The sequence below is a fragment of the Pseudomonas tohonis genome (assembly GCF_012767755.2).
Taxonomy (GTDB): Bacteria; Pseudomonadota; Gammaproteobacteria; order Pseudomonadales; family Pseudomonadaceae; genus Metapseudomonas; species Metapseudomonas tohonis.
Window position 1 is genome coordinate 5,688,289 of record NZ_AP023189.1, and the last position, 23,385, is coordinate 5,711,673.

Genomic DNA, 23,385 nt, shown 5'->3' on the forward strand with positions numbered 1-23,385 from the left:
CGGCCATAATGCCCCGCTCTGCCAGCATCTCCAGCAAGGAAAGACCGTGAGCCAAGCACTGATTGCCGCCCTGCAAGACCCCGCCCTTTACCCGCATCCTGTGGAAGGCTTCACGGTCATCGAAACGCACATTTCCTGGGTCCTGCTCACCGGCCCCTATGCCTACAAGATCAAGAAGCCGGTTAACTTCGGCTTCCTCGACTTCACCAGCCTGGAAGCCCGCGAGCGCTTCTGCGGTGAAGAAGTGCGCCTCAACCAGCGCCTCACCCATGACCTGTACCTCGACGTCCTGCCCATCACCGGCAGCGAGGCGGCCCCGCGACTGGGCGGCGAAGGCCCCGCCATCGAGTTCGCCATCCGCATGGCGCAGTTCCCCCAGGCCAACCTGCTGAGCGAGGTCCAGGCACGCGGCGAACTGACCCCGGCGCACATCGACGCCCTCGCGGTGCAGATCGCCCAGTTCCACCTGCAGTCCCCCCAGGTCGCCGTCGAGCACCCGCTGGGCACCCCGGAAATGGTCATGGCGCCGGTGCAGCAGAACTTCGACCAGATCCGCCCGATGCTCAGCAACAAGGCCGACCTGCAACAGCTCGACGCGCTGGAAGCCTGGGCCCGGAGCAGCTACGAGCGCCTGCTGCCGCTGCTGTCCGAGCGCAAGAACAACGGTTCGATCCGCGAATGCCACGGTGACATCCACCTGGGTAACGCCACCCTGATCGACGGCGAAGTGGTGCTGTTCGACTGCATCGAATTCAACGAGCCCTTCCGCTTCACCGACGTCTACGCCGACATCGGCTTCCTGGCCATGGACCTCGAGGATCGCGGCCTCAAGTCGCTGTCCCGTCGCCTGATCAGCCGCTACCTGGAAGAGACCGGCGACTACAAGGGCCTGGAAGTGCTGAACTTCTACAAGGCCTACCGCGCCCTGGTCCGCGCCAAGATCGCCCTGTTCAGCCTGGCGCACCAGAGCGACGCCGTGCAGCAGGCCGCCACCCTGCGCCAGTACCGCAACTACGCCAACCTGGCGGAAAGCTACAGCGCCATCCCCTCGCGCTTCCTCGCCATCACCCACGGTGTTTCCGCCGTCGGCAAGAGCCATGTCGCCCTGCGCCTGGTGGAGGCCCTCGGCGCCATCCGCCTGCGCTCCGACGTCGAGCGCAAGCGCCTGTTCGGCCAGCAGCAGGGCGAACAGAACGACCTCTACAGCGGTATCTACAGCGCCGAGGCGACCGCCCGCACCTACCAGCACCTGCACCAGCTGGCGGAAACCGTCCTGCACGCCGGCTTCCCGGTGGTGATCGACGCCGCCTACCTCAAGCAGGCCCAGCGCCAGGCTGCGCAGGACGTCGCCGAACAGGTCGGCACCCCGGTCGTCATCCTCGACTGCCAGGCCCCCGATGCCGTCATCGCCGGCTGGCTGGAGCAGCGCAAACTGCAAGGGGGCGATCCCTCCGACGCCACGCTGGAGGTGGTGCATGCCCAGCAGGCGAGCCGCGAAGCCCTGACCGCCGAGGAACAGACCCACAGCAAGCGCATCGACACCCACGATGCCAGCAGCCTCGACAGCCTGGTCGAGCGCATTCGCCAGCACCTGCCCGGCCTCTGATCGGCCGCGTCTCCCCCTCAGCGCGGCGGGCAGTGCTCGCCGCGGCTTCTATACTCCCGGTGAACTCTCACCGGATGAGTAGCGATGACAGCCCCCCACCAGCTCGACAACCCCCTCTACCGCCTGCTGCACAATGACGATGTGGCCGGCTTCAATGCACAGAAGCCCAAGGAAGGCCCGGTCGACATGGCCTCGGGCGATTTCCGCGGCCTCGACCTGCGAGGCCTCGACGCCGCACGCATCGACTTCACCGGTGCCTACTTCCGGGGCTCCGACCTGCGAGGCCTGGACCTGCGCGAGGCCAGTCTCGAAGGCGCCAGCCTCGCCCACGCGCAGATATCCGGCGCCTACTTCCCCACCGAACTGGCGGCCGACGAAATCCTCATGTCGGTGAACTTCGGCACCCGCCTGCGCTACAACACCCACAAATAGCGCCCCGCACCGGCTGCGGGCCTCACCCGACCGAGGATCGGCCCCCGGCGGGTCGCGCCCGCACGGATGGCGTCTACGCTGATACCCGGGCGCAAGCTCCGCAGGAAACCGAAGGCAGGGGCAAGCCGCGATTGGCGCCGGGCAGGGAGGCAGTCACCCGGCTACGCAGTATCAGATGGCCGCTACACTTGCTCGAATCGACCGGGAATGATCCTTCGCGCCCCACCATCGCAAGGAGGCTGGATGAACGACGAACTGCAACACCTGAAGAACCTCGGCAAGACCTCGGCACAGTGGCTGCACGCGGTGGGCATCCACAGCGCCTCCGACCTGCGCCGCCTCGGTGCGGTGGGCGCCTACCGCGCCGTCCGCGCCCGCGGGTTCCGCGCGTCCAAGGTGCTGCTCTACGCCATAGAAGGCGCCCTGCTGGACGTGCACTGGAACGACCTCTCGCCCGGGCACAAGGCGGAACTGAACGGGCAGCTGGACGCATTGCCACCCAACAACAAGAGCTAGCTCACAACCTGGGCGAGATAGGATTTACTGCGATGGCGATGCGCCCTATTGTTTCAGGGACGTTCGTGCGTCCAAGCCGCCCAGCCAGTTCAAGGAATTACTGTCATGTACCTACTCGGGGAGCAACCTGCTTACGCCGACCAGCTGATCAACCGACTGCAAAGCATTCCCGGCCAGCTGCTCGATGGGCTCGAGCCCTCGGGCCCGCCGCTGCGCCTCGATGCGGTGGAGGACCTGGCCAAGGTGCTGCCCGGCAACCAGCTGTTCCTCATCGAGAACGGCCTGCTGCATGCGCTGGTCGACGAACGCCCGCTGTTCTACCTCCAGGAGGGCGACCTGGTCGGCCTGCGCCAGGGCATCGAGCTGCCCAGCTGCCGCTATCGCAGCGACGAGCCGCTGAGCCTGGTCCCCTACGCCCGTGGTGACGTGTTCAAGCACATCTACGGCAGCGAGAAGGGCCAGGAGCTGTTCATCCAGTACCTGATCGGCCACACCGCCCTGCTCTCCGACGCACTCGCTCGCCTCAAGCAACCCGAGATCCGCCCCGCCACCGGCTTCCAGCACTTCGCCGCCGGCGAGGAGCTGATCCACCAGGGCGACGAAGCCGACCACGTGTTCATCATCATCGAAGGGCACGCCGAAGCCTTCGTCGACGGGCAGAAGGTCGGTGACGTGCAGAAGGACGAGATCTTCGGTGCCATGGCGGTGTTCACCCGCGAGAAGCGCAGCGCCACCGTGGTCGCCAGCGAGCCCTGTACCGTGATGGTGATCCCCAAGGACCAGTTCCTCAGCCTGATGCAGAGCAACCCGCGCATCGCCCACAGCCTGATCGAGAGCATGGCCCGCCGCATCGACCTGCTGAACAAGGAAGTCACCCAGCAACGCCTGGCCAAGCCGGCGGAGTGACCTCCGCCCCCCAACACAAACCCCGGCCAAGTGCCGGGGTTTGTGCTTTACAGACCACCTCGACGGGCGAGATGAAAATAATTCGCAGAAAGCGTTGACAGTGAAATGAGAATTGTTATTATTACCGCAACTGGTCGCGAGATCAGCCGGTAAGCTGGGAGACCAAGCAGTCGGACTCTTCAGATTATCTCCTCATCAGGCTAATCACGGTTATTGACCCGGCACTTTTGCCGGGTCTTTTTTTGCCTGTGAGAACGTCTCCCCCGCCTCGCCCCGCGTGCCTGGGCCTCACTTCTTCGGCGTGCCCGCCGGCAGGGTGGCGTTGAGCAGCTGCGCCAGGCGGATGCCCGCTTCCTGCACCCGGCGCTCGGCCAGCGGCAGGAATTTCTTCAGGTAGCGACGATCCAGGGTGTCCTGGTTGCCACTCGCCTCGCCGTCCTCTTCGCCCCCCTGGGTACCGCGCCGCGCCCATTCCTCGCTCTTCGACTGCTTGAAGGCATCGGGCTTGAAGGCCTTCCTGCCGCCGGCCTTCGGATACAGGTCATCGTCACGAACGATGGCGCAGGACTCGCCCGACCAGCTCGCCGGCGTACCCGCCTCGGGTTTCGGCAGGTCCTCGGACAGCCTGGCGGTGTAGGCCGCCTGGTCCAGGCGCCGGCTGGCCAGCAGGTAGCTGTCCCAGACGCCGTGCAGGTTGTAGTCGCGGCCGCCGACCACCACCGGGAAGTCGTTGCCGCCCTTGTCCAGGCGATAGCTGTTGTGCAGCGGCTGGTGAATGTCGCCCACGAAGTGCACCACGAACATCAGCGCCATGACCTTCTGGTTGTCGTTCGCCTTCGGGTCGGCCAGCAGCGCGGCATTGCGCTCGATGGCCGCCACCACGCACTGGCCATCCGGGCAGTCACGCGCAGCCTGGTAGGCGCAATCGTCGGTCTTGTAGTTGATGTAGTGCTGCGCGCGGGTCTGCTCCCAGAGCGCCTGGAAGTCGGGCATGTTGCGCAGGTTGTCGGCCCAGCTGGCGACGGCGGAGAGGTGCTGCTGGCGCACCAGCGCCAGCAGGCGATCGGCCTCCGCCTTGGCCGCTGGCGTCAGCTCTGCCTCGGCGAGATCCGCCACCACCGCGTGGCCGAGCTGGCCCCACGCCCCCGCTTGGCCCCCCCAGAGCAGGCTGCCGACCAGGAGCCCGGCGCCCAGGGCCCGACGAAATCCGTTGTGCTGCATGTTTCCCCCTAATGGCTATGCCCAGGCAAGAAGCGCCCTCGGGCGCGCCTGGACGTCGCACCCACGCGCAAGGAAATGACTCAGTGATCGAGGGTCATGGCGTCCAGCGTCAGCCGTACCATGTCGTGGAAGTCGTCCTGCCGCTGCTCCGCCGTTAGCTTCTCGCCGCTGATCAGGTGGTCGCTCACCGTCAGCACCGCCAATGCCTGGCGCCCCAGCTCCGCCGCCACGCCATAGAGCCCGGCGGCCTCCATCTCCACCGCGAGCACGCCCATGCGCGTCATGCGCTGGGCCCAGGCCGGGTCCGGCTCGTAGAACAGGTCGGCGGAAAAGACGTTGCCCACATGCACCGGCTGCCCGCTCTCATCGGCGCGGCGCACGGTGCGTTCCAGCAGCCGATAGTCGGCCAGTGCGGCGAAATCGAAGCCGCCGAAACGCTTGCGGTTGACCACCGAATCGGTGGACGCGCCCTGGGCGATCACCAGGTCGCCGACCTTCACGCCGTCCTGCAGCGAGCCGCAGCTGCCGACGCGGACGATGCGCTGCACGCCGTACTGGCTGAACAGCTCATGGGCGTAGATCGACAGCGAGGGAATGCCCATGCCCGAGCCCATCACCGAGATGCGCCGGCCTTGGTAGAAGCCGGTGAAGCCGAGCATGTTGCGCACCGCATTCACCTGGCGGACGTCCGTCAGGTAGGTGTCGGCGATCATCTTCGCCCGCAGCGGGTCGCCCGGCATCAGCACGGTTTCGGCGAAGTCGTCCGCCAGGGCGGTGATATGGGGAGTGGCCATCTAGGGGTTTCCGGATTCAGGGTTGAAGAAGGACTCGCCGTGGGTGCAGGCCGGCAGGTCGAAGAAGCGGGCCAGGCTCTGGCCGATGTCGGCGAAGCTGCCGCGCTCGCCCAGGCTGCCGGGCGTGATGCCGGCACCGAAGGCCAGCACCGGGACGTGCTCGCGCGTATGGTCGCTGCCCGGCCAGCTCGGGTCGCAGCCATGGTCGGCGGTGAGCACCAGCACATCGCTCGCCTGCATCGCCGCCAGCAGCTCCGGCAGGCGGCGGTCGAAGGCTTCCAGCGCCAGCGCGTAGCCGGCGATGTCGCGGCGGTGGCCGAAGAGCATGTCGAAATCGACGAAGTTGGCGAACACCAGGCTGCGCTCCGGCGCTTCGGCCAGGGCCTGCAAGGTCGCCTCGAACAGCGCCTCGTTGCCATCGCCCTTGTACAGCCGGCTGATGCCCCGGTGGGCGAAGATGTCGCCGATCTTGCCCACCGCGAACACCTGGCCGCCCGCCTCCACCAGCCGGTCCAGCAGGGTCGGCGCGGGTGGCGGCACGGCGTAGTCGCGGCGGTTGCCGGTGCGGCGGAAATCGAGGGCACGGGTGCCGACGAAGGGTCGCGCGATCACCCGCCCGATGTTCCAGTCATCGCACAGCTCGCGGGCGATCTCGCACACCTCGTAAAGCCGCTCCAGGCCGAACGCCTCCTCGTGGGCGGCGATCTGGAACACGCTGTCCGCCGAGGTGTAGCAGATGGGCTTGCCGCTTTGCAGGTGCGCCTCGCCCAGCGCTTCGAGAATGGTGGTGCCCGACGCGTGGCAGTTGCCGAGGATGCCCGGCAGGCCGGCGCGCTCGATCAGCGCATCCAGCAGCTCGGGCGCGAAGCTGTTCTCCTTCTCGGCGAAATAGCCCCAGTCGAACAGCACCGGCACACCGGCCATCTCCCAGTGGCCGGACGGCGTGTCCTTGCCACTGGAAAGCTCGCGGGCATGGCCGTGGGCGCCGATGACGGGCGCCCCGGGATCGAAGCCCGGTGGGTAAGCGCCCGCGCTGGCGGCCGCCGCATGGCCCAGCCCCAGCCTCTCCAGGTTCGGCAGGCGCAAGGGGCCGTGGCGCAGCGGGCCATCCGCCTCGCCCCGGGCGCAGGCCTCGGCGATGTGCAGCAGGGTGTTGGCGCCCTGGTCGCCGAAGCGCCCGGCATCGGCAGTGGCGCCAATGCCGAAGGAGTCGAGGACCAGCAACAAGGCTCTGCCCATGGTCCGCTCCTAGTAACGCCGGCCGATCAGCTCGGCGACACTCGCCTCGCCGTCGCCCAGTTGGTAGGCCGCACGCAGGGCCGCCGCCGCACGCTCGGCGCTGGCGGCATCCCGCGCATGCACCAGCCCCAGCGGCTGCTCATCCCCGACCCGCTCACCGGGCAGCGCCAGCGCGCTGAAGCCCACGGCCGGGTCGACCTCATCCTCCGGGCGCTTGCGACCGCCCCCCAGGGCGACCACCGCGAGCCCGACGGCGCGGGTATCCACCGCCTGGACGATGCCGCCGCGTTCGGCGTGCACCGGGTGCACCACCGGCGCCCAGGGCAGGTGGCGCCAGGGCTCGCGATGCAGCCCACGGGGACCGCCAAGGGCATCCACCATCTGGTTGAAGCGCTGCAACGCAGCACCGTCGCGCCAGGCCTGCAGCAGGTGCGCGCGGGCCTGGGCGCAATCCTCGGCCAGCCCGGCCGCCACCAGGGTTTCCTCGGCCAGCACCAGGGTCACCTCCCACAGGCGCGGGCTGCGCACCTCGCCCTTGAGCAGGGCCAGGGCCTCCTCCACTTCCAGGGCGTTACCGGCGCTGCGGGCCAGCGGCTGGTTCATGTCGGAAATCACCGCGCGGGTGCGCACGCCGGCACCATTGGCCACCGCCACCAGGCTGCGCGCCAGCAGGTCGGCCTGCTGCGGGTCGCTCATGAAGGCGCCGTTGCCGCTCTTCACGTCCATGATCAGCACGTCGAGCCCGGCCGCGAGCTTCTTCGCCAGGATGGAGGCGGTGATCAGGTCCACCGACTCCACCGTGCCGGTGACGTCGCGAATGCCGTACAGGCGCTTGTCCGCCGGCGCCAGGTCGGCGGTCTGGCCGATGATCGCGCAGCCCACTTCCGCCACCACCGCACGCAGGCGCTCGGGGTCGGGGCGGGTGCAGTAGCCGGGGATGCTTTCCAGCTTGTCCAGCGTGCCGCCGGTGTGCCCCAGGCCGCGCCCGGAGATCATCGGCACGTAGCAGCCACAGGCCGCCAGCAGCGGGGCCAGCACCAGGCTCACCAGGTCGCCCACGCCACCAGTGGAGTGCTTGTCCACCACCGGGCCGGGCAGCTGCCACTCCAGCACCTGGCCGGAGTCGCGCATGGCGGTGGTGAGGGCGATGCGCTCATCCAGGCTCATGCCCTTGAGCAACACCGCCATGGCGAAGGCCGCCACCTGGCCCTCGCTGAGGCTGGAATCGCTGATGCCTTCGACGAAGCGGCGGATATCCTCACCCGCCAGCTCCAGCCCATCGCGCTTGCGACGGATCACTTCCTGCGCCAGCCACATATCAGTAACCCTCCGGCGCGGCAGCGGGCTCGGCCTGGCCGAGCACCCGCAGCAAGTCGCCGAGCAGGCTGGAGGCGCCGAGGCGCAGGTGCCGGGCATCCACCCAGTCCAGCCCCAGCTCACCGGCCGCCAACTCGATGTAGCAGCGCGCATCGGCCAGGGTACGAATGCCCCCTGCCGGCTTGAAGCCCACCCGGCCGCCCGTCTCGCGGATCGCCCCGAGCATCAGCGCAGCCGCCTCGGGCGTGGCATTGACCGCCACCTTGCCGGTGCTGGTCTTGATGAAATCCGCCCCGGCGGCGATGGCGTCACGGCTGGCCTGGCGGATCAGCGCCGGGTCGCCCAGCTCGCCGGTCTCGAGGATCACCTTGAGCAGCACGCGCTCGCCACAGGCCGCCTTGCAGGCGGCGACCATCTCGCGGCCGCGCTCGGCATCGCCGGCCAGCAGCGCGCGGTAGGGGTAGACCAGGTCCACCTCGTCCACGCCATCGAGTACCGCCGCAGCGGTCTCGCGCACGGCGGCGGCGATGTCATCGGCGCCCTGGGGGAAGTTGGTCACGGTGGCGATGCGCAGATCACCGGCGCCCAGCGCCTCCAGGGTACGGCGGGCGAAGCCGATGAAGCGCGGGTAGATGCACAGCGCCGCCACCCGCCCGGCGGGGGTCAGGGCGCGCCGGCACAGCGCGGCGATGGCCGCCTCGTCGTCCTCCTCGTTGAGCGAAGTCAGGTCCAGCAGGCCGATGGCCATCCGGGCCAGTTCGGTATCCGTCAATTGCGTCATTCGGAACATTCCCCAGGGGCGCGGATTCCGGCGCCCCATTGCAGTGATTCGATCAGAGCGAAACGAACAGTCCGGCCAGAGCCGCACTCATCAGGTTAGCCAGGGTGCCGGCGATCATCGCGCGGACCCCGAGTCGGGCCAGGTCCTTGCGCCGGTTGGGCGCCATCACCCCCATGCCGCCCAGCAGGATGCCGATGGAGGACAGGTTGGCGAAGCCGCACAGGGCGAAGGTGACGATCACCTGGGTGTGGGCGCTGAGCACCTCGACACCGGCGGCCGACGCCTGGATCGGATTGATGTAGCGGGCGAAGTCGACATAGGCGACGAACTCGTTGAGCACGATCTTCTGGCCGATGAAGCCGCCGGCCTGGATCGCCTCCGCCCAGGGCACGCCGAGCAGCCAGGCCACCGGGGCGAAGGCGTAGCCCAGGATCAGCTGCAGGGTGACGCCGGGGTAGCCGACGAAGCCGCCGAGCCAGCCCATCAGGCTGTTGAGCACCGCCACCAGGGCGATGAACACCAGCAGCATGGCCCCCACGTTCAGCGCCAGCTGCAGGCCGCTGGAGGCACCGGCGGCGGCGGCGTCGAGCACGTTGGCCGGGCGGTCGTCGGCGTAGCCTTCGATCAGGTCCGGGCGGTCCTGGGGGGTCTCGCTCTCGGGCTCCATCAGCTTGGCCATGAGCATGCCGCCGGGCGCCGACATCAGGCTCGCGGCGATCAGGTACTTGAGGTCAACGCCGAGGCTGGCGTAGCCGATCATCACCGAGCCGGCGGTGGAGGCCAGGCCGCAGACCATCACCGAGAACAGCTCGGAGCGGGTCATGTGCGGGATGTAGGGGCGCACCACCAGCGGCGCCTCGGTCTGACCGAGGAAGATATTGGCGGTGGCCGAGAGCGACTCGGTACGGCTGGTACCCATGGCGCGCTGCAGGGCGCCGCCGATCACCGAGATGATCACGTCCATGATGCGCAGGTAGTAGAGCACCGCGATGAAGGCGCTGAAGAACACGATCACCGGCAGCACCTTGATGGCGAAGACGAAGCCGCCGCCACCGAACAGATCGAACATCTTCGTGCTGTTGAGGCCGCCGAAGAGGAAGTCGATGCCCTTGGTCGCGCTGTCCTCCAGGCTGCTGACCACATGGGACATGGCCGCCAGGGAGTTCTGCCCCCAGGGCACGTAGAGGACGAAGGCGGCGAAGCCCGCCTGCAGCACGAAGGCCGTGCCGACGGTGCGCAGGTTGATGGCGCTGCGCTTGGAGGACAACAGGTACGCGATTACCAGCAACATCAGGATGCCGAGCATGCCGATCATGAAATGGATTCCCCGGAAGAAGGTGCGTCGTCGTTCTTGTCGTTGTTCTAGAGGGCGAAGGCGCCGGGCAGCAGCTCGTCGACGCGCCACAGGCGGGTCGAGCCCGGGTCGCTGCCGCAGCAGATCACCGGGCAGTCGGCCTCCATCAGCTCGCTGATCACCTGCCGGCAGGCGCCGCAGGGGCTGATCACAGGCACTTGCGGGGCGAACACCAGCAAGGCCTTGAAGCTGCGCGGCGCATGGCCCTGGCTGATGGCGGCGAACAACGCACTGCGCTCGGCGCAGTTGGTCAGCCCGTAGGAGCCGTTTTCCACGTTGCAGCCGAGGACCACCTGGCCGTCATGGGTGAGCAGCGCCGCCCCGACGGGGAATCGGGAATAGGGGCTGTAGGTCCGTGCCGCAGCCTCGATGGCCTGGGGCAACAACCGCTCGCACAGAGCGGATCGAGCAACATCGTTCATGGGTACCGTCCGGGACTCTGGGTCGCCTTCTTTATGGTTATCGGGCGCCCGTCATGCGGGCGCCTCCTTGTCGCAAACCGCTATTCCCGCTGACTGACCGCAACATCCACACGGCGGATGCGCCCCGCGCCCCCGGCCTCGCCCGCCGGCGTGCCGGCCTGGTCCCGGGCCACCAGGTAGTCGATCAGCGCGTCCAGGTCGGAGATCCCGCTGTCGCGGTGCTCCGTCCCTTCGCGGAACAGGCTGAAGCCGTCGCCGCCCTCCGCCAGGAAGGCGTTGGACACCACGCGATAGCGCCCATCCGCCAGCACCGGCTGGCCGTCCAGGCGCAGGCTGTCGACCAGCACGCGCTGCCCGGCCGGCCTGCCCGCATCCCACTGGTAGGTGAAGGACGAGGAAACCTGCAGCGGTGTGAAGCCATCCCCGCCCCGCCACTGCTGCTCCAGCAGCGCCACCAGCTGGGTGCCGCTCAGGGTCAGCAGGTGCAGGGTGTTGTTGAAGGGCTGCGAGCCGGCCACCTGGGAGTAGCTGACCGTCTCCAGCCCCGGCTCCAGTGCCAGGTCGCCACGGATGCCGCCAGGATTCATCAGCGCAAGCTGCGCGCCCTGCGAGCGGGTCGCGGCGAGCTGCGCATCGGCGATCAGGTCGCCCATGGCAGACTCGCCCGCCTCGTTCATTTCGCGACGCACTTCGGGGGCCGCCAGGCGGGCGATGGGCCGCGCCAGCACCACGGCGCTGCGCGCCTCGATCTCGCCCTGCAGCGCGGCGAGCTTCTCGTCCGGCGCATAGCGCGCCGGGTCGGCCAGCAGATTGCGGGCCTCGACGCGGGTCACCTCGTGCGTGCCTGGCGTCACCTCCAGGGTGAGCTGGGTCAGCAGGTGGCCGTAGGAGGCGCCCTGGGTGACCGGCAGCCTGCCCACCCGGCACAGGTAGCCCTGGTGGCTGTGGGCGCTGATCAGCAGGTCCACCGCCGGGTCCAGCCGCTTGGCGACCTCGACTATGTCCCCACCCAGTTGCTGGCAGGCGGGCGCGTCGAAGGGCTCCGGCGTGCTGCCACCCTGGTGCACCACGGCGACGATGGCATTGGCACCGGCGGCCTTGATCTCGGGGATCAGCGCATTGATCGAATCGGCCTCGTCGCGCACCTCGAGCCCGGCCAGGCCACTGGGGCGGACCACGCTGGCGACGTCCCGCAGGATGGCGGCGACGAAGGCCACCTTGACCCCCTTCACCTCCTCGATGCGATAGGCCGGCAGCAGCGGCTTGCCGCTGGCGCTGTCCACCAGGTTGGCGGCCAGGTAGTCGAACCCGGCCCCCTCGTACTCACCCCGGAAGCGGCAGGCCTTGTCCGGGCGTGGCGATTCGCAACCGCCCCGGATCTGTCGCAGCAGCTCGGCCTTGCCCAGGTCCAGCTCGTGGTTGCCCACGGCGGTGAAGCGCAGGCCCATGGCCTTGAGCGCCTCCAGGCTGGGCTCGTCGGCCCACATGGCGGAGATCGGCGGGCTGCCGCCCACCAGGTCACCGGCGCCGATGAACAGCAGTTGCGGGTCCTGCTTGCGCAGCTCCGCCAGCATGCCGCCGAGCGTGGCGATGCCGCCGGCCTTCACCGACGCCGTCTTGCCGGGGTTGGCCGGGTCCGGGTAGCGGTAACTGCTGCCCTGGATGTAGCCGTGGAAATCGTTGATCGCCACCAGGTTCACCGCCACCGGCTGCGCGGCTTCCTGCCCGCAGCCGGCCAGGCCGGCGAGCAGGAGGGCGCCCAGCACGCGGCTGCGGGCAAGGGAACGGGACATGCGTGACTCCCCTGCGCGCATCAGGCCGGCTGCAACTGGCCGCTGGCGACCGGCGCCGCCGTGCGGACCACGGTGCCCATGCCGGCGCGCAGCAGGAGGATCTTCAGGTGGTCGGTGATGCGCTCGACGCGGTCCTGGAAGTGGTTGTGGAAGATCATCGCGACCAGGGCGATGGCGATGCCCAGCGCGGTGGCGAACAGCGCGGTACCGATGCCCTTGGACACTTCGCCCGGGTCGGAGACGCCGGCCTCGGCCAGGGCGCGGAAGGTGTCGATGATGCCGAGGATGGTGCCCAGGAGGCCCAGCAGCGGCGCCGCGGTGACCACGGTCTCGAGGATCCACAGGCCGTGCATCAGCTTGCCGCGGGTGGCGATGTAGATGGACTCGCTGAGGTCTTCGAGATCCTTGTGCGAGGTGACCGCGCCCTTCTGCTCGAACAGCTGGTCGATCATCTCCAGCGGCAGGCTGCGGCGGCCATTGAGCGCGGCCGGCAGCTCGTCGATGCCGTGCATGCTCGGCACCAGCGCCGCTTCCAGCTTCACCGCCTGGCGCAGGCTGTAGGCGAAGAAGATGCCGCGCTCCACGGCGATGAAGGCCGCCAGGGCGGCGGCGCCGTACATCACGTAGAAGGTGATGTCGTGCAGCAGATCCATATTCATGTGGTACCTCCAGCGAACTCGGGTGTGCCGGAGGGCCCGAAGGCCCTGCGGACTTCGGGGTGGATTAGAAGGAGCCTTCGAAGCTGACCGAAACGGTGCGTTCCTCGCCGATGGTGTAGTACGGCGAGCTGCCGAACGCCGAGGCACTGCCCTGCGAGTAGGTCACGGCGTTGAACTGGGTGGTGCGCACGCCGGAGAGGTATTCCTTGTCGAACAGGTTGTTCACCGACAGGCGCACGGCCGCGCTCTTGAGCGCCGTGCCCTGCACCGGCAGGTGCACGCCCAGGTTGAGGTCGGCGATGGCGTAGTCGGGGATGCTTTCGTCGTTGGTCAGGTCGCCGTACTGGCGGCTGACGTACTTGCCGACGATGTTCCCGTAGTACAGGCCGTCGTCGTAGCCCAGGCTCAGGTTGAGCATGTTCTTCGGCACGCCGGCGACGGTCTTGCCCTCGGTGGGCAGGTCCACGCCGCGGTAGCGCACGCTGTCCTTCTGCTCGGCCTCGGTATAGGTGTAGGAGGCGTAGTAGTTGAAGTTGTGCGGCAGCAGGCCGCTCCACTCCAGCTCCAGGCCCTGGTTGACCACGTTGCCGACGTTGAGCATCACGTAGTCGCCGGCCTCGTCGCGGCTGGAGACCTGGCGGTTCTCGAAGGTCAGGTAGAACAGGGTGGCGCTGAGGGCCATGTCCTCGACCGCGTAGCGCCAGCCGAACTCATGGTTCCAGCTCAGCTCGGGTTCGAGGCTGATGGAGTCGCCCTTGTTGTAGAGCACGTAGTTCGGCGGCGTGCGCATGTTGCGGGTGAGGTTGTAGAAGACCTGGTTCTCGTCGTCGAGCAGGTACTGGGCGCTGAAGCTCGGCAGCAGCTCGTGGTAGGTCTTGTTGCGCTTCTCCTTCTTCTCGGTGAGGCTGCCGCGGTTGTCGCCCTTGCGCTCGGAGTAGTCATAGGCGAGGCCGGCGGTCAGGGTCAGGTCCGGGGTCACCGACCAGACGTCCTGGGCGAACAGCTTGTGCGCCGGGGTCACGGTGAAGTAGTTGCGACCCTGGATCACGTTGCCGTTGGCGTCGCGCGCCTGCTCGGAGTCGTGGTAGCCGGCCCAGATATCCACGGGCTTGCCATCGGGCGTGAGGGGCACGAAGGGCTGGGTCTGGCGCTGGCGGGCGCGCTCGTACCAGTAGCCGGTGCTGAAGCTGTGCTCGTCGTTGATGTCCCACTTGATGCTGGTGTTGATGCCGGGGCGCCAGGTCTCGGTGATCGAAGGCCGGTAATAGAGGCCGCTGTTGGGCGTGCCGTCGGCGTTCAGCTGGCCCGATGTCGGCAGGTTGCCCAGGTTGTAGTTGCCACCGGTGTTGGTGGTGCCGCGGTTCAGCGAGTAGGGGCCGGTGAAGCTGCCGAAGCTGCCGCCGTTGGCCCAGTAGTAGTAGGGCGCCACGGTGAGCAGCACGTCGTCACGCAGTTGGAAGCGGCCGGTCAGCGAGGCGGTGACGTTCTCGAAGGGGTTGCGCATCAGCACCGAGTAGCCGGTGCCACGGGTCACGCCGTTCACCGAGCTGCCGCTGCCGGTCATGATCTTGCCGTTGCTGTTGTAGCGCGGGTCGTCCAGGTAGTCGAAGTCGCGACCGTAGGTCTTGAACTGAGCCTTGCTGGGGTTCGAGTAGTTGTAGTTTTCCTGCTTGTGGTAGTTGATCACCGCATTCAGGGAGTTGCCTTCGCCATCCTCGAACAGGCTGTTGAGGGTGACCTTGTCGGCACGCAGCACGCCTTCGCCGCGCCACTTGTCCCCCTCGGTGTGGGACGCCGAGATGTAGTTGCTGAAGCCGTTGTATTGGCCGGTGTTCAGGCGCACGAAGGTCTTGCGCAGGTTGTTGCTGCCGAGGGTCTGCTTGCCGAAGACGCCGAAGTCCTTCTCGGGACGCAGGGTCACCAGGCCGATGTTGCCGCCGGAGGAGCCGATGTGCGGCGCGTCGATCTCGGAAGAACCCTGGGTGGCGAACACTTCGCCGAGGTTCTCCGGGTCGCCCAGAAGGTTCGGGTAGAGGTTGTAGTTGCCCGAATCGTTCACCGGGATGCCATCGAGGGAAACGCCGACCTGATCGGAGTTCATCCCGCGCATGGTGAAGTTGAAACCGCTGAGGCCGCTGGAGTCGTCGCTGGAGACGTTGACCCCTGGCGTGTACTTGAGCTTGTCGATGGCGTTGCCGGTGGCGGTCATCTTCTCCAGGGCTTCCTTGGTCACGGTAGAACGCGACTTCGGCGCGCTCTCCACCACCATCTGGCCATTGCCCAGGTTCTGCCCGGTGACCTTCACCTTGCCCACGTCAACGGAACTGCCGGACTCGTCAGCCGCCAGGGCCGCCATCGTCCATCCCCCCAGGCCAGCGGCCAGGAACATTGCAAATAACGTATTAAACTTCACGGACCAAACTCCTCGATAAAAAGGAACGCCTTCGTTTATTTGATTAGTTATGGGTACTTGATCACTCGACGTTGTAACTAAAGGTCGCGGTAAATCGCTGTTTGTCTTTTCCCTGGAAGGCTTCGCTCGGGAACGGCGAAACTTTTTCCAATCGACGCAAACTTGTTTGTGCAGCCTTGTTCAGCAACATGTTCGTTGCCTTGCTTTCAATGCCCGCATCCAGGACATTCCCCACTCGGTCCACCAACAGCCAGACCACCACGTTGCCTTCGGGGCGCTGCAACGACGCCTCGCGACCACGCGGGTATTGCTTGTATTTCTCCAGCTCCTTGCGCAGGGCGGCGGTGTACACACCCTCCAGCGCCGCGCTGTCGACGCGCGGCTGCGGCGGTGCCACCGGCACGCTTACCGGGGCCGGCGCGGGCGTCGGGGCCGGTGCCGGCGCGGCCTTGGCCACCACGGGCGGCGCGGGCTTGGGTTCCTGCTTGACCACCTGCGGCCTGGGCTTCTCGACCTGCTTCACCACAGGCTTGGGCACCGGCTTGGGAACGGGCTTGGGCTTCGGCGGCTCGATCACCACCGGCTCCTCGACCTCGGGTTCGGGCAGCGGCTCGGGTTCCGGCGGCGGCGCTTCCACCACGGGTTCCGGCTCGGGCGGTGGCGGCAGGAAGTCGGCCGGGTCCACCAGCGCGACTTCCACGGCGCTGTCGTCGTACCTGGGTTTCATCTGCAGGCTCTGCGAACTGGCGGAATAAACGAACACGAGCAGCAGGCAAGCCGCCGGCACACACGCAATGAACTTGCGAGTTCTATAGATAGGAAACATGGCGTCAGGATTTGCGCGTGGCGATGGAAACGGAAGAGAAGCCATTGCCCTTGAGCAGGTCCATCACCGCCACCAGGCGTTTCACTTCCACGCCCTGGTCGCTGTTGATGATGATGACCAACTTCTCGGCCGAACTTTCCAGCGACTTCAATTGTTCGACCAGCAGGTTCTCGCTCACATCCTGGCCGTCGAGTTGCAGCTTCTCGTCGAGCCCCAGGGTGATCACCGCCTTGTTCTGCGGTTTCAGTTGTTGGGCATGGGCAGCCGTCGGCAACTGGGTCTTGATGCCCACGGCGGGAATCACGTTGAGACTCACCAGCACGAAAAACACCAGCAGGAACATCATCACATCGATCATCGGGATGATCTCGATGTGGGCCTTCTTCTTCTTCGCAACGTCCCAGCTACGCATGAGGACACAACCTCCCACAGTCATCAGCGATGGGCGGCCGCAACCTGCCCTCATTTGATCCTGACCATCAACGCAGGATTGGCGCGAATGATGGCGAGTTCATGTAACGCTTTGATGACAGCACGGAGCGTGCCAGAAACTGACTTCACAATCAGTATTGAAATAAGCGTTTGATTTGCATGGCCCGCAGCAGAGGCTCCCGGCCTCTGAGTGTCGATCCGGTCACACCTGTGGATGCCCCAATCTGGCGACTTCCAGGAAAAGCCCGCACCAAGTTGTCTCAACAGACAGGATCAGACGGAAATCGTCCGACAATTTATCAACCTGTCATCTCCGTCAGGTTTCATGGGGGCCGCCGCAGCCCGTGCCGGAAGCCCTTCCGGGCCCGTGGCGGCATGCCGGTTGCTAGCCAACCGACGAGCAACCCATCGACGGAGTACGCAATGCGCAAGACGATCCACGCCCTGGCCCTGGCCGTAGCGACAACCCTCCCTGCCACCTTGCTGGCGGGGGAAATACTGCCTTCGGAGGTGCACTGGGTTTCGGTCGAGGAGATAGGCGAGAGCCTGTCGGGGCGCACGCCCATCAGCGTCGGTTTCGATATCGACGACACGCTGCTGTTTTCCAGCCCCTGCTTCTACCACGGCAAGCAGAAGTACTCGCCAGGCAGCGACGCCTACCTGCACGACATGCGCTTCTGGCAGGAAACCAACGGCGGTTGCGACCGCTACTCGCTGCCCAAGGAGGTGGGGCGCAGGCTGATCGACCTGCACCAGGCCCGCGGCGACCGCATCTTCTTCATCACCGGCCGGCCGAACACGCCCGGGGAGAAGCTCAGCGAGATCCTCCGGCAGACCTTCGCCATCAAGGCGATGAACCCGGTGATCTTCTCGTCCGGCCCGGAGAAGGCCGCATTCATCCGCCAACAGGGCATCGCGCTCTACTACGGCGACTCGGACAGCGACATCCGCTCGGCGCGGGACGCCGGCATCCGTGGCGTGCGGGTGATGCGCGCCGCCTCCTCGACCAACCAGCCGCTACCGGAAAACGGCGCGCTGGGCGAGGAAGTGATCATCGACTCGGATCACTGAGCCGCCTTCATCTGCTCGCGCAGCTCGGCGCAGTGATCCCTGGCCGGCAGCGCGGCGGTGTACCAGACGTAGTCGGCAGTCCCCGGCTCCACGGTCTTGCCGGCCTCGGCGAGGATCAGCACCGCACTGCCCTCCCCCGCACCGAGATCGGCCAGGTGCAGCGGCACGCCCAGGTCGCGGCGTACGTGGAAGGCCCCGGCGAACAGCAGCGCCGGTTGCGGGGCGGCCAGCAGGCGCTCGGCCATGCGCCGGTCGCGTTGCTGCTGCACGGCGAGCATGGCCGGGAACTGGCTCTCCGGCAGCAGACCGCAATGGGACTCGCGGATTTGCTCGCGCAAGGCGCCCTGGACGGTGGCCGTGGTCGAGGCCCGGCCACTCAGTGCCGGCTGCTCGCCATAGATGCGCATGATCTCGCTGCGATCCAGGTTCGCCGCCAGCAGCGGGTAAGGCTGCTCCAGCGCATGACGGACGATCGGGCCGTACAGCGCCCAGTCCCAGTTCTTCTGCCAGGCCAGCGCGCTTTCCAGCTCACCCTCGCCGGCGCCGGAGCGGATGCGTGCGTGCACGGCATCCACCTTGGCCTGCTGGTCGGGGTTGAGCATCTCCAGCAGCAGGCTGCCCTGGCTGCGGCGGCTCTCCAGCGCCTGCAGGAGCCAGAGCTGCAGGGCATGGTGGTCGGGATTGTCGTGCTGCTCGCCGATCAGCACGCGCGGCGCCGCGGCGAGGCGGTCGAGCAATTGCCGGGGGCTCAGGGTCTGGCCACTGCGCAGGTCGCGGATGACACCGAGATCGGCATGCTGGCGGGCCTCCGGGCTCTGCCACTGCGGCAAGGGCGGGGCGGACTGGCAAGCCGCCAAGGAAGCGATGACGAGCAGTAGAAGCAGGCGCATGGATGGACTCCTCGGGTTCGTTCAGCGCGCGACGATCAGTGGATGCCCGCGTTCCGGGTGGCGCTGCACCAGCACGTCGAGGCCGAACACGGCCTTCAGCGGCTCGGGTTGCAGCACCTCGTCGGGCGAGCCCAGCACATGGGGGCGCCCGTCGCAGAGCAGCAGCAGGCGGTCGCAGTAGCGCGCCGCCAGGTTCAGGTCATGGAGGATCACCAGCACCGCCGCGCCGCGCCCGGCGAAATCACGCACCGCTTGCAGGGTGGTGTGCTGGTGCAGGGGGTCGAGCATCGAGGTGGGCTCGTCCAGCAGCAGGTTCTGCCCCTGGGCGCCCGGCCACAGTTGCGCCAGCACCCGCGCCAGGTGCACGCGCTGGCGCTCGCCGCCGGACAGCGCGAGGTAGCTGCGCCCGGCCAGGTGCGCGGCATCGGCCGCCTCCAGGGCCTCAGCGATGATCTCGGCATCCCGCACCCGCCCCGTCGCGTGGGGCAGGCGGCCCATGCCGACCACTTCCTCGACACGGAAGCCGAAGCTCAGAGTGGAGCTCTGCGGCAGCACTGCCAGGCGCTGGGCGCGCTGCGGGCCGGTCCATTCGGCGAGCGGGCGGTTCTCCAGGCCGACATGGCCGGCGGCCAGGGCCAGCTCGCCGCTCAATGCGCCGAGCAGGGTGCTCTTGCCCGCGCCGTTGGGGCCGAGCACACCGAGCACCTCGCCAGGGCGCAGCTCCAGGTCCACGCCCGCCAGCACCACGGTGCTGCCACGGTGCACTTCCAGCTGTTCGACACGCAGCATCAGTGACGCCCCCGCAGCAGCAGATAAAGGAAGAAGGGCGCGCCGATCAGCGCGGTGACGATGCCGATGGGCATCTCCGCCGGCGCCAGCACCAGGCGCGCGGCCAGGTCGGCGAACAGCAGCAGGCTGGCACCGGCCAGTGCCGAGGCCGGCAGGAGGACGCGGTGGTCCGGGCCCGCTACCAGGCGCACCAGGTGCGGCACCACCAGGCCGATGAAGCCGATCAGGCCCGCAGCGGCCACCGCGGCGCCGACGCCCAGCGCCGTGCACAGCACCAGCTCGCGCTTGAGCTTCTCCACCTCGAAGCCCAGGTGGCGCGCTTCGGACTCGCCCAGCAGCAGCGCGTTGAGGGCCCTGGCCCGACGCGGCAACCACAGCGCCACCGCCCCGGTGATCAGCAGCAGCGGCCACAGCCGTGCATAGCTGGCACCGTTGAGGCTGCCCAGGTTCCAGAAAGTCAGGGTGCGCAGGGTGGCGTCGTCCGCGAGGTAGGTGAACAGGCCGATGCAGGCGAAGGCCAGGGCGTTGAGGGCGATGCCGGCGAGCAGCATGGTCACCACGCTGGTCTGCCCGTCGCGCCGGCCGAGGCGGTAGACCAGCGCCGTCACCCCCAGGCCCCCGGCGAAGGCGCAGGCGGATAGCAGGTAAGGCGCGATGTTCTCCGACAGCCCGCCGATGGCCGCGCCACCGACGATGGCCACTGCCGCGCCCAGGGCTGCACCGCTGGAGACGCCGACCAGGCCGGGGTCCGCCAGCGGGTTGCGGAACAGGCCCTGCATGGCCACGCCGGACAGCGCCAGCACCGCGCCGACGGCAAGGCCCAGCAGGGTGCGCGGCAGGCGGATCTGCCCGAGGATCAGCTCGGCCTGTTCCAGGCCTTCGGGTGCGAGCGGCATACCCGCCAGGCGCAGGGCAGCGCGCAGGGTGTCGCCCAGGGGCAGGCTCACCGGGCCGAGGGCCAGGGACAGCCAGAGGGCGAGCGCGAGCAAGGCACCCAGGGCGATGAACAGGGGGCGCGAATGTACAGCTGGAGTCATGGCTGGTTCTGGCTATTGGCGATCAGGGCCGGTGCCTGAGGATAAAAGCCCGCGGACAGCGCGGCCACCCCATCCGGCAGGCGCGGGCCGAGGCCGCCGACCAGCAGGGTCGGGTCCAGCGGCAGCAGGCGGCCCTGCTTGCCGGCGCGGGTCATGGCCAGCGCGGGGTTCTGCTTGAGCAGTGCGGCCTTGGCTTCCTCACCCTCCAGGCGGCGGTCGGCGAACACCACCACGTCCGGGTCCAGCGCTGCCAGCGCCTCGCTGGAAATGGCCTTGTAGCCGAGGTGATCGGTGATGTTCCGGCCACCGGCCTGCTCGATGATCCAGGCGGCGGCGGTATCCTTGCCGGCGGCCATGGGGCTGCTGCCGGCATGGCCGAGCAGCAGCAGGACGCGCGGCGCCTCGTGGGTGCGCCGGGTCTCGGCGACCCACCTGGCCTGCCGCTCGAAGCGCTGGCTGTAGTCGGCGAAGACCCGCCGAGCGCGGGCCTCGTCGCCCAGCAGGCCGCCGATCAGCCTGAGGTTCATCTCCAGCACCGGCAGCTCGGCCCTGGAGGGCAGCGACTCGATGCGCACGCCGGCCGCCTTGACCTGGTCGATCACCGGCGGCGGGCCCATTTCCTCGGTGCCCAGCAGCAGGTCCGGGCGCAGCGAGAGGATGCCCTCGGCCGCCAGCTGGCGCTGGTAGCCGATGCTCGGTAGCGACTTCAGCGAGGTGGGGTGGAGGCTGGTGGTGTCGACGCCCACCAGCTTGCTCTCGCCACCCAGCGCCACCACCCATTCGCTGAGGGAACCCCCAGCGCTCACCCAGCGTTGCGGCAACGGATCGGCGGCCAGCGCCGCATGGTTCAGGAACAGACCGGCGCACAGGCCGGCAAGGGAAACAGCGACACGCATCCTGGGACTCCTCGGGATTCAGGCGGAACGACGCCCCGGCATCGGCGGGGCGTCGCGGTGATCGGGGCGGTGCGACCGGCCTGGCGTCAGAGCGCCGGGGCGCTCTCGGCCAGGGCGCGCCAGTCTTCACGCTCGGGGATGCCCGGCTTGCGCGCGCCGAACAGTTGCAGCACCAGCTCGCCCTCGGCATCGAAGGCTTCCCAGCTGGTGATCACGCCGTCGCTGCTGGGCTTGCGCACGCGCCACAGCTCGGTCACGCCCGGGGTCTTCAGGTGCAGGTTGAACTCGGGGTCGAGCACGTTGAACCAGGTGTCCATCCATTTCAGATTCTGCACCGGGCCGCTGTGGATCTGGATGCAATGGCGGTTGCCGACGAACACCATGATGGGGATCTGCTTCTCGCCCGCCGCCTCCAGCAGGCGCGGCAGTTGGGCGGTGTCCAGCTGCTCGGCCCACTCGCTGCCGGCCAGGCGCAGGGCCTGGGTGCGGGCCGCGCCATGCTTCTTCAGCAGGGCGAAGAAGTGGTGGGTGTCCTTGAGGGCGGACCAGCCTTCACGCAGCCCGGCGACGTCGATCTCGGCATCGGGTTTGACCGGCTCGGCGACGGGCAGCGGCTGCAGGTCCAGCTCGGCGCTCTGCTCCTCGGCACGGAAGCGCTCCACCAGCGGCGCCCAGGCGGCGACTTCGCTGCGCTCGGTGAGGAACACCTTGTGCACGGCCACGCCCTGCCTGTCGAAGATCTGGATGCTGCGCTGGGTGCCGCGCGGGGTTTCCTCGGCCACGGCGAACACACTGGACCAGCCACCGAGGAACAGGCGCAGGTCGATGTCGGCGGACACCACCAGGCCCATCTGCCCGTTGGCCATCACCGACACCTCGCGGTACACGCCCTTGCGCTCGTGCACGCAATGCTCGTTGCGGGTCAGCGCCATGATGTGGCCCAGCTCGCCCAGGGCGGGCAGCAGGGTCGCCCACTCGGGGCGCAGGCGCACGGCGTCCACGCCCAGGCGGCTCGCGGTGAGCTCGCCCTCGCTCACGGCCAGCCGCTCGGCGGCGTCGCGGGCACGCAGGCGCGGCTCTTCGCCACGCAGGTCCTGCCAGGCCCGGTAGAGCGCAGGGGCGGAATTGGCGGTCTGGGTCTCGGCAGTCATGGGTCTCACTCCTTCAGGATCAACGGCTCGCCGTAAGGGCGAATTCAATGGGTATTCTCACGCGGCTCGGCACCGGCTCGCCGTCCTGGACCTCAGGACGGAAGCGCCAGCTGGCGACCGCCTTCATGGCCGCTTCGTCGAGGCTTTCGATGCCCGACGAGCGCAGCAATTTCATGTCACGCAACCCGCCGCGCTCATCCAGGCGCACCTCCACCAGGACCACGCCCTGCTGGTTGCGTCGGCGCGCCTGGGCCGGGTAGATCGGCGGCCTGGGCGGAACGAGGAAGGACGGCTGGTCACTGACCACCTCGGCCTTCGGCAGCCTGGCGGCGACGGCGACCGGCTGGCTCGCCAGCGCCGGCGGGGCCGTGCTGGGCACCGGCGCTGCGGCCTTCGCCACGCTCGGCACGGTGCCGGGCCGAGGTTGCGGGCGCGGCTGTGGCCTGGGCTCGCGGCGGGCGAGCTTGGCGGCGGGCGCTTCCGGGCTCGCCAGGCGCGGCTTGACGGCAACGGGCCTGGCTTCCACGACGGGGCGGCTCTCCGGTTCCACCTTGCGGGGCGGCGGTGCCGCGAGCAACACCGGCTCGGCCGCGGCCGCTGCAGGCTCGACGAGACCGACCAGGTGCACCACCTCCGCCCGGAGCTCTCCCCGGGCAATGGCGGGCTCCGCCCGCAGGTCGTGCAGGAGCCATGCGAGCCCCGCATGCGCGACGAGCGACAGGGCGAGGCAAAGTGGAAGACGTGGCATTTTCTGCCCCAATTACCTAAATGCAAATCCATTTGATAATTGTTTGCATTTGCCTGTCAACGTCATTATGTTTTGCGCCGATGCCAATCTGC

Annotated in this window: 23 protein-coding genes; 5 read left to right on the plus strand and 18 right to left on the minus strand. The window is 68.0% G+C overall.

Annotated elements, in window-relative coordinates; all coding sequences use genetic code 11:
- Positions 1 to 46 precede the first annotated feature (46 nt).
- From HSX14_RS26205 to HSX14_RS26220, 4 genes are all read left to right on the plus strand, one after another.
- The gene (locus HSX14_RS26205; RefSeq protein WP_173179226.1) at positions 47 to 1,606 is read left to right on the plus strand and encodes a bifunctional aminoglycoside phosphotransferase/ATP-binding protein; all 1,560 of its coding nucleotides are present in this window, start codon (positions 47 to 49) and stop codon (positions 1,604 to 1,606) included.
- An 84-nt stretch (positions 1,607 to 1,690) separates the two neighbouring features.
- Positions 1,691 to 2,038: a pentapeptide repeat-containing protein gene (locus HSX14_RS26210; RefSeq protein ID WP_111260118.1), complete on the plus strand. Its 348-nt coding sequence runs from the start codon at positions 1,691 to 1,693 to the stop codon at positions 2,036 to 2,038.
- Positions 2,039 to 2,281: 243 nt separating this feature from the next.
- A complete protein-coding gene (locus HSX14_RS26215; protein ID WP_111260119.1) occupies positions 2,282 to 2,554 on the plus strand; it encodes a TfoX/Sxy family protein in 273 nt (90 codons plus the stop codon).
- Positions 2,555 to 2,659: 105 nt separating this feature from the next.
- Positions 2,660 to 3,460, plus strand: coding sequence for a cyclic nucleotide-binding domain-containing protein (locus HSX14_RS26220; RefSeq protein ID WP_021219294.1), 801 nt, complete (start codon positions 2,660 to 2,662; stop codon positions 3,458 to 3,460).
- 288 nt (positions 3,461 to 3,748) lie between these two features.
- Here the strand turns inward: HSX14_RS26220 and HSX14_RS26225 are convergent, their stop codons facing one another.
- The 12 genes from HSX14_RS26225 to HSX14_RS26280 all read right to left on the minus strand — a co-directional run bounded on the left by HSX14_RS26225 (position 3,749) and on the right by HSX14_RS26280 (position 16,691).
- A complete protein-coding gene (locus HSX14_RS26225) occupies positions 3,749 to 4,681 on the minus strand; it encodes a S1/P1 nuclease (protein ID WP_173179224.1) in 933 nt (310 codons plus the stop codon).
- Positions 4,682 to 4,761: 80 nt separating this feature from the next.
- Complete coding sequence (deoD, locus tag HSX14_RS26230) at positions 4,762 to 5,475, minus strand: purine-nucleoside phosphorylase (RefSeq protein ID WP_173179222.1); 714 nt, start codon at positions 5,473 to 5,475, stop codon at positions 4,762 to 4,764.
- The gene (locus HSX14_RS26235; RefSeq protein WP_173179220.1) at positions 5,476 to 6,714 is read right to left on the minus strand and encodes a phosphopentomutase; all 1,239 of its coding nucleotides are present in this window, start codon (positions 6,712 to 6,714) and stop codon (positions 5,476 to 5,478) included.
- 9 nt (positions 6,715 to 6,723) lie between these two features.
- Entirely contained in the window at positions 6,724 to 8,031 is a 1,308-nt protein-coding gene (deoA, locus tag HSX14_RS26240) for a thymidine phosphorylase (protein ID WP_173179218.1), read from the minus strand.
- Between the two features lies 1 nt (position 8,032).
- A complete protein-coding gene (gene deoC, locus HSX14_RS26245; protein WP_173179216.1) occupies positions 8,033 to 8,812 on the minus strand; it encodes a deoxyribose-phosphate aldolase in 780 nt (259 codons plus the stop codon).
- Positions 8,813 to 8,864: 52 nt separating this feature from the next.
- Positions 8,865 to 10,127 (minus strand): NupC/NupG family nucleoside CNT transporter, encoded by a 1,263-nt coding sequence (locus HSX14_RS26250; RefSeq protein WP_173179214.1) that lies wholly within the window; start codon positions 10,125 to 10,127, stop codon positions 8,865 to 8,867.
- A 47-nt stretch (positions 10,128 to 10,174) separates the two neighbouring features.
- Entirely contained in the window at positions 10,175 to 10,588 is a 414-nt protein-coding gene (cdd, locus tag HSX14_RS26255) for a cytidine deaminase (protein ID WP_173179212.1), read from the minus strand.
- Between the two features lie 80 nt (positions 10,589 to 10,668).
- Positions 10,669 to 12,381 (minus strand): bifunctional metallophosphatase/5'-nucleotidase, encoded by a 1,713-nt coding sequence (locus HSX14_RS26260; RefSeq protein ID WP_173179210.1) that lies wholly within the window; start codon positions 12,379 to 12,381, stop codon positions 10,669 to 10,671.
- Between the two features lie 20 nt (positions 12,382 to 12,401).
- A complete protein-coding gene (locus HSX14_RS26265) occupies positions 12,402 to 13,040 on the minus strand; it encodes a MotA/TolQ/ExbB proton channel family protein (protein WP_173179208.1) in 639 nt (212 codons plus the stop codon).
- 64 nt (positions 13,041 to 13,104) lie between these two features.
- Complete coding sequence (locus tag HSX14_RS26270) at positions 13,105 to 15,453, minus strand: TonB-dependent receptor family protein (protein ID WP_197970205.1); 2,349 nt, start codon at positions 15,451 to 15,453, stop codon at positions 13,105 to 13,107.
- A gap of 61 nt (positions 15,454 to 15,514) precedes the next feature.
- Positions 15,515 to 16,279 (minus strand): energy transducer TonB family protein, encoded by a 765-nt coding sequence (locus HSX14_RS26275; RefSeq protein WP_173179204.1) that lies wholly within the window; start codon positions 16,277 to 16,279, stop codon positions 15,515 to 15,517.
- Positions 16,280 to 16,283: 4 nt separating this feature from the next.
- Positions 16,284 to 16,691 carry an ExbD/TolR family protein gene (locus tag HSX14_RS26280; RefSeq protein WP_173179202.1) on the minus strand — a complete coding sequence of 136 codons (408 nt, stop codon included), beginning with the start codon at positions 16,689 to 16,691 and terminating at the stop codon, positions 16,284 to 16,286.
- Between the two features lie 443 nt (positions 16,692 to 17,134).
- Here HSX14_RS26280 and aphA point away from each other — a divergent pair, with 443 nt between their 5' ends.
- A complete protein-coding gene (gene aphA, locus HSX14_RS26285; protein WP_173179200.1) occupies positions 17,135 to 17,782 on the plus strand; it encodes an acid phosphatase AphA in 648 nt (215 codons plus the stop codon).
- On the opposite strand, the gene HSX14_RS26290 is transcribed toward aphA, so the two are convergent.
- The 6 genes from HSX14_RS26290 to HSX14_RS26315 form a co-directional block, all read right to left on the minus strand.
- Complete coding sequence (locus HSX14_RS26290; RefSeq protein WP_173179198.1) at positions 17,776 to 18,672, minus strand: ChaN family lipoprotein; 897 nt, start codon at positions 18,670 to 18,672, stop codon at positions 17,776 to 17,778. The genes aphA and HSX14_RS26290 overlap by 7 nt on opposite strands.
- 21 nt (positions 18,673 to 18,693) lie before the next feature.
- Positions 18,694 to 19,461 (minus strand): heme ABC transporter ATP-binding protein, encoded by a 768-nt coding sequence (locus tag HSX14_RS26295; protein ID WP_173179196.1) that lies wholly within the window; start codon positions 19,459 to 19,461, stop codon positions 18,694 to 18,696.
- Complete coding sequence (locus HSX14_RS26300; protein WP_173179194.1) at positions 19,461 to 20,498, minus strand: FecCD family ABC transporter permease; 1,038 nt, start codon at positions 20,496 to 20,498, stop codon at positions 19,461 to 19,463. The genes HSX14_RS26295 and HSX14_RS26300 overlap by 1 nt, the downstream gene beginning before the upstream one ends.
- Positions 20,495 to 21,394 (minus strand): heme/hemin ABC transporter substrate-binding protein, encoded by a 900-nt coding sequence (locus HSX14_RS26305; RefSeq protein ID WP_173179192.1) that lies wholly within the window; start codon positions 21,392 to 21,394, stop codon positions 20,495 to 20,497. Before HSX14_RS26305 ends, HSX14_RS26300 begins: the two co-directional genes overlap by 4 nt.
- A gap of 86 nt (positions 21,395 to 21,480) precedes the next feature.
- On the minus strand, positions 21,481 to 22,545 hold the full coding sequence (locus HSX14_RS26310) for a hemin-degrading factor (protein WP_173179190.1): 1,065 nt from the start codon (positions 22,543 to 22,545) through the stop codon (positions 21,481 to 21,483).
- Between the two features lie 19 nt (positions 22,546 to 22,564).
- The gene (locus tag HSX14_RS26315; RefSeq protein WP_173179188.1) at positions 22,565 to 23,293 is read right to left on the minus strand and encodes an energy transducer TonB; all 729 of its coding nucleotides are present in this window, start codon (positions 23,291 to 23,293) and stop codon (positions 22,565 to 22,567) included.
- Positions 23,294 to 23,385: the final 92 nt, after the last annotated feature.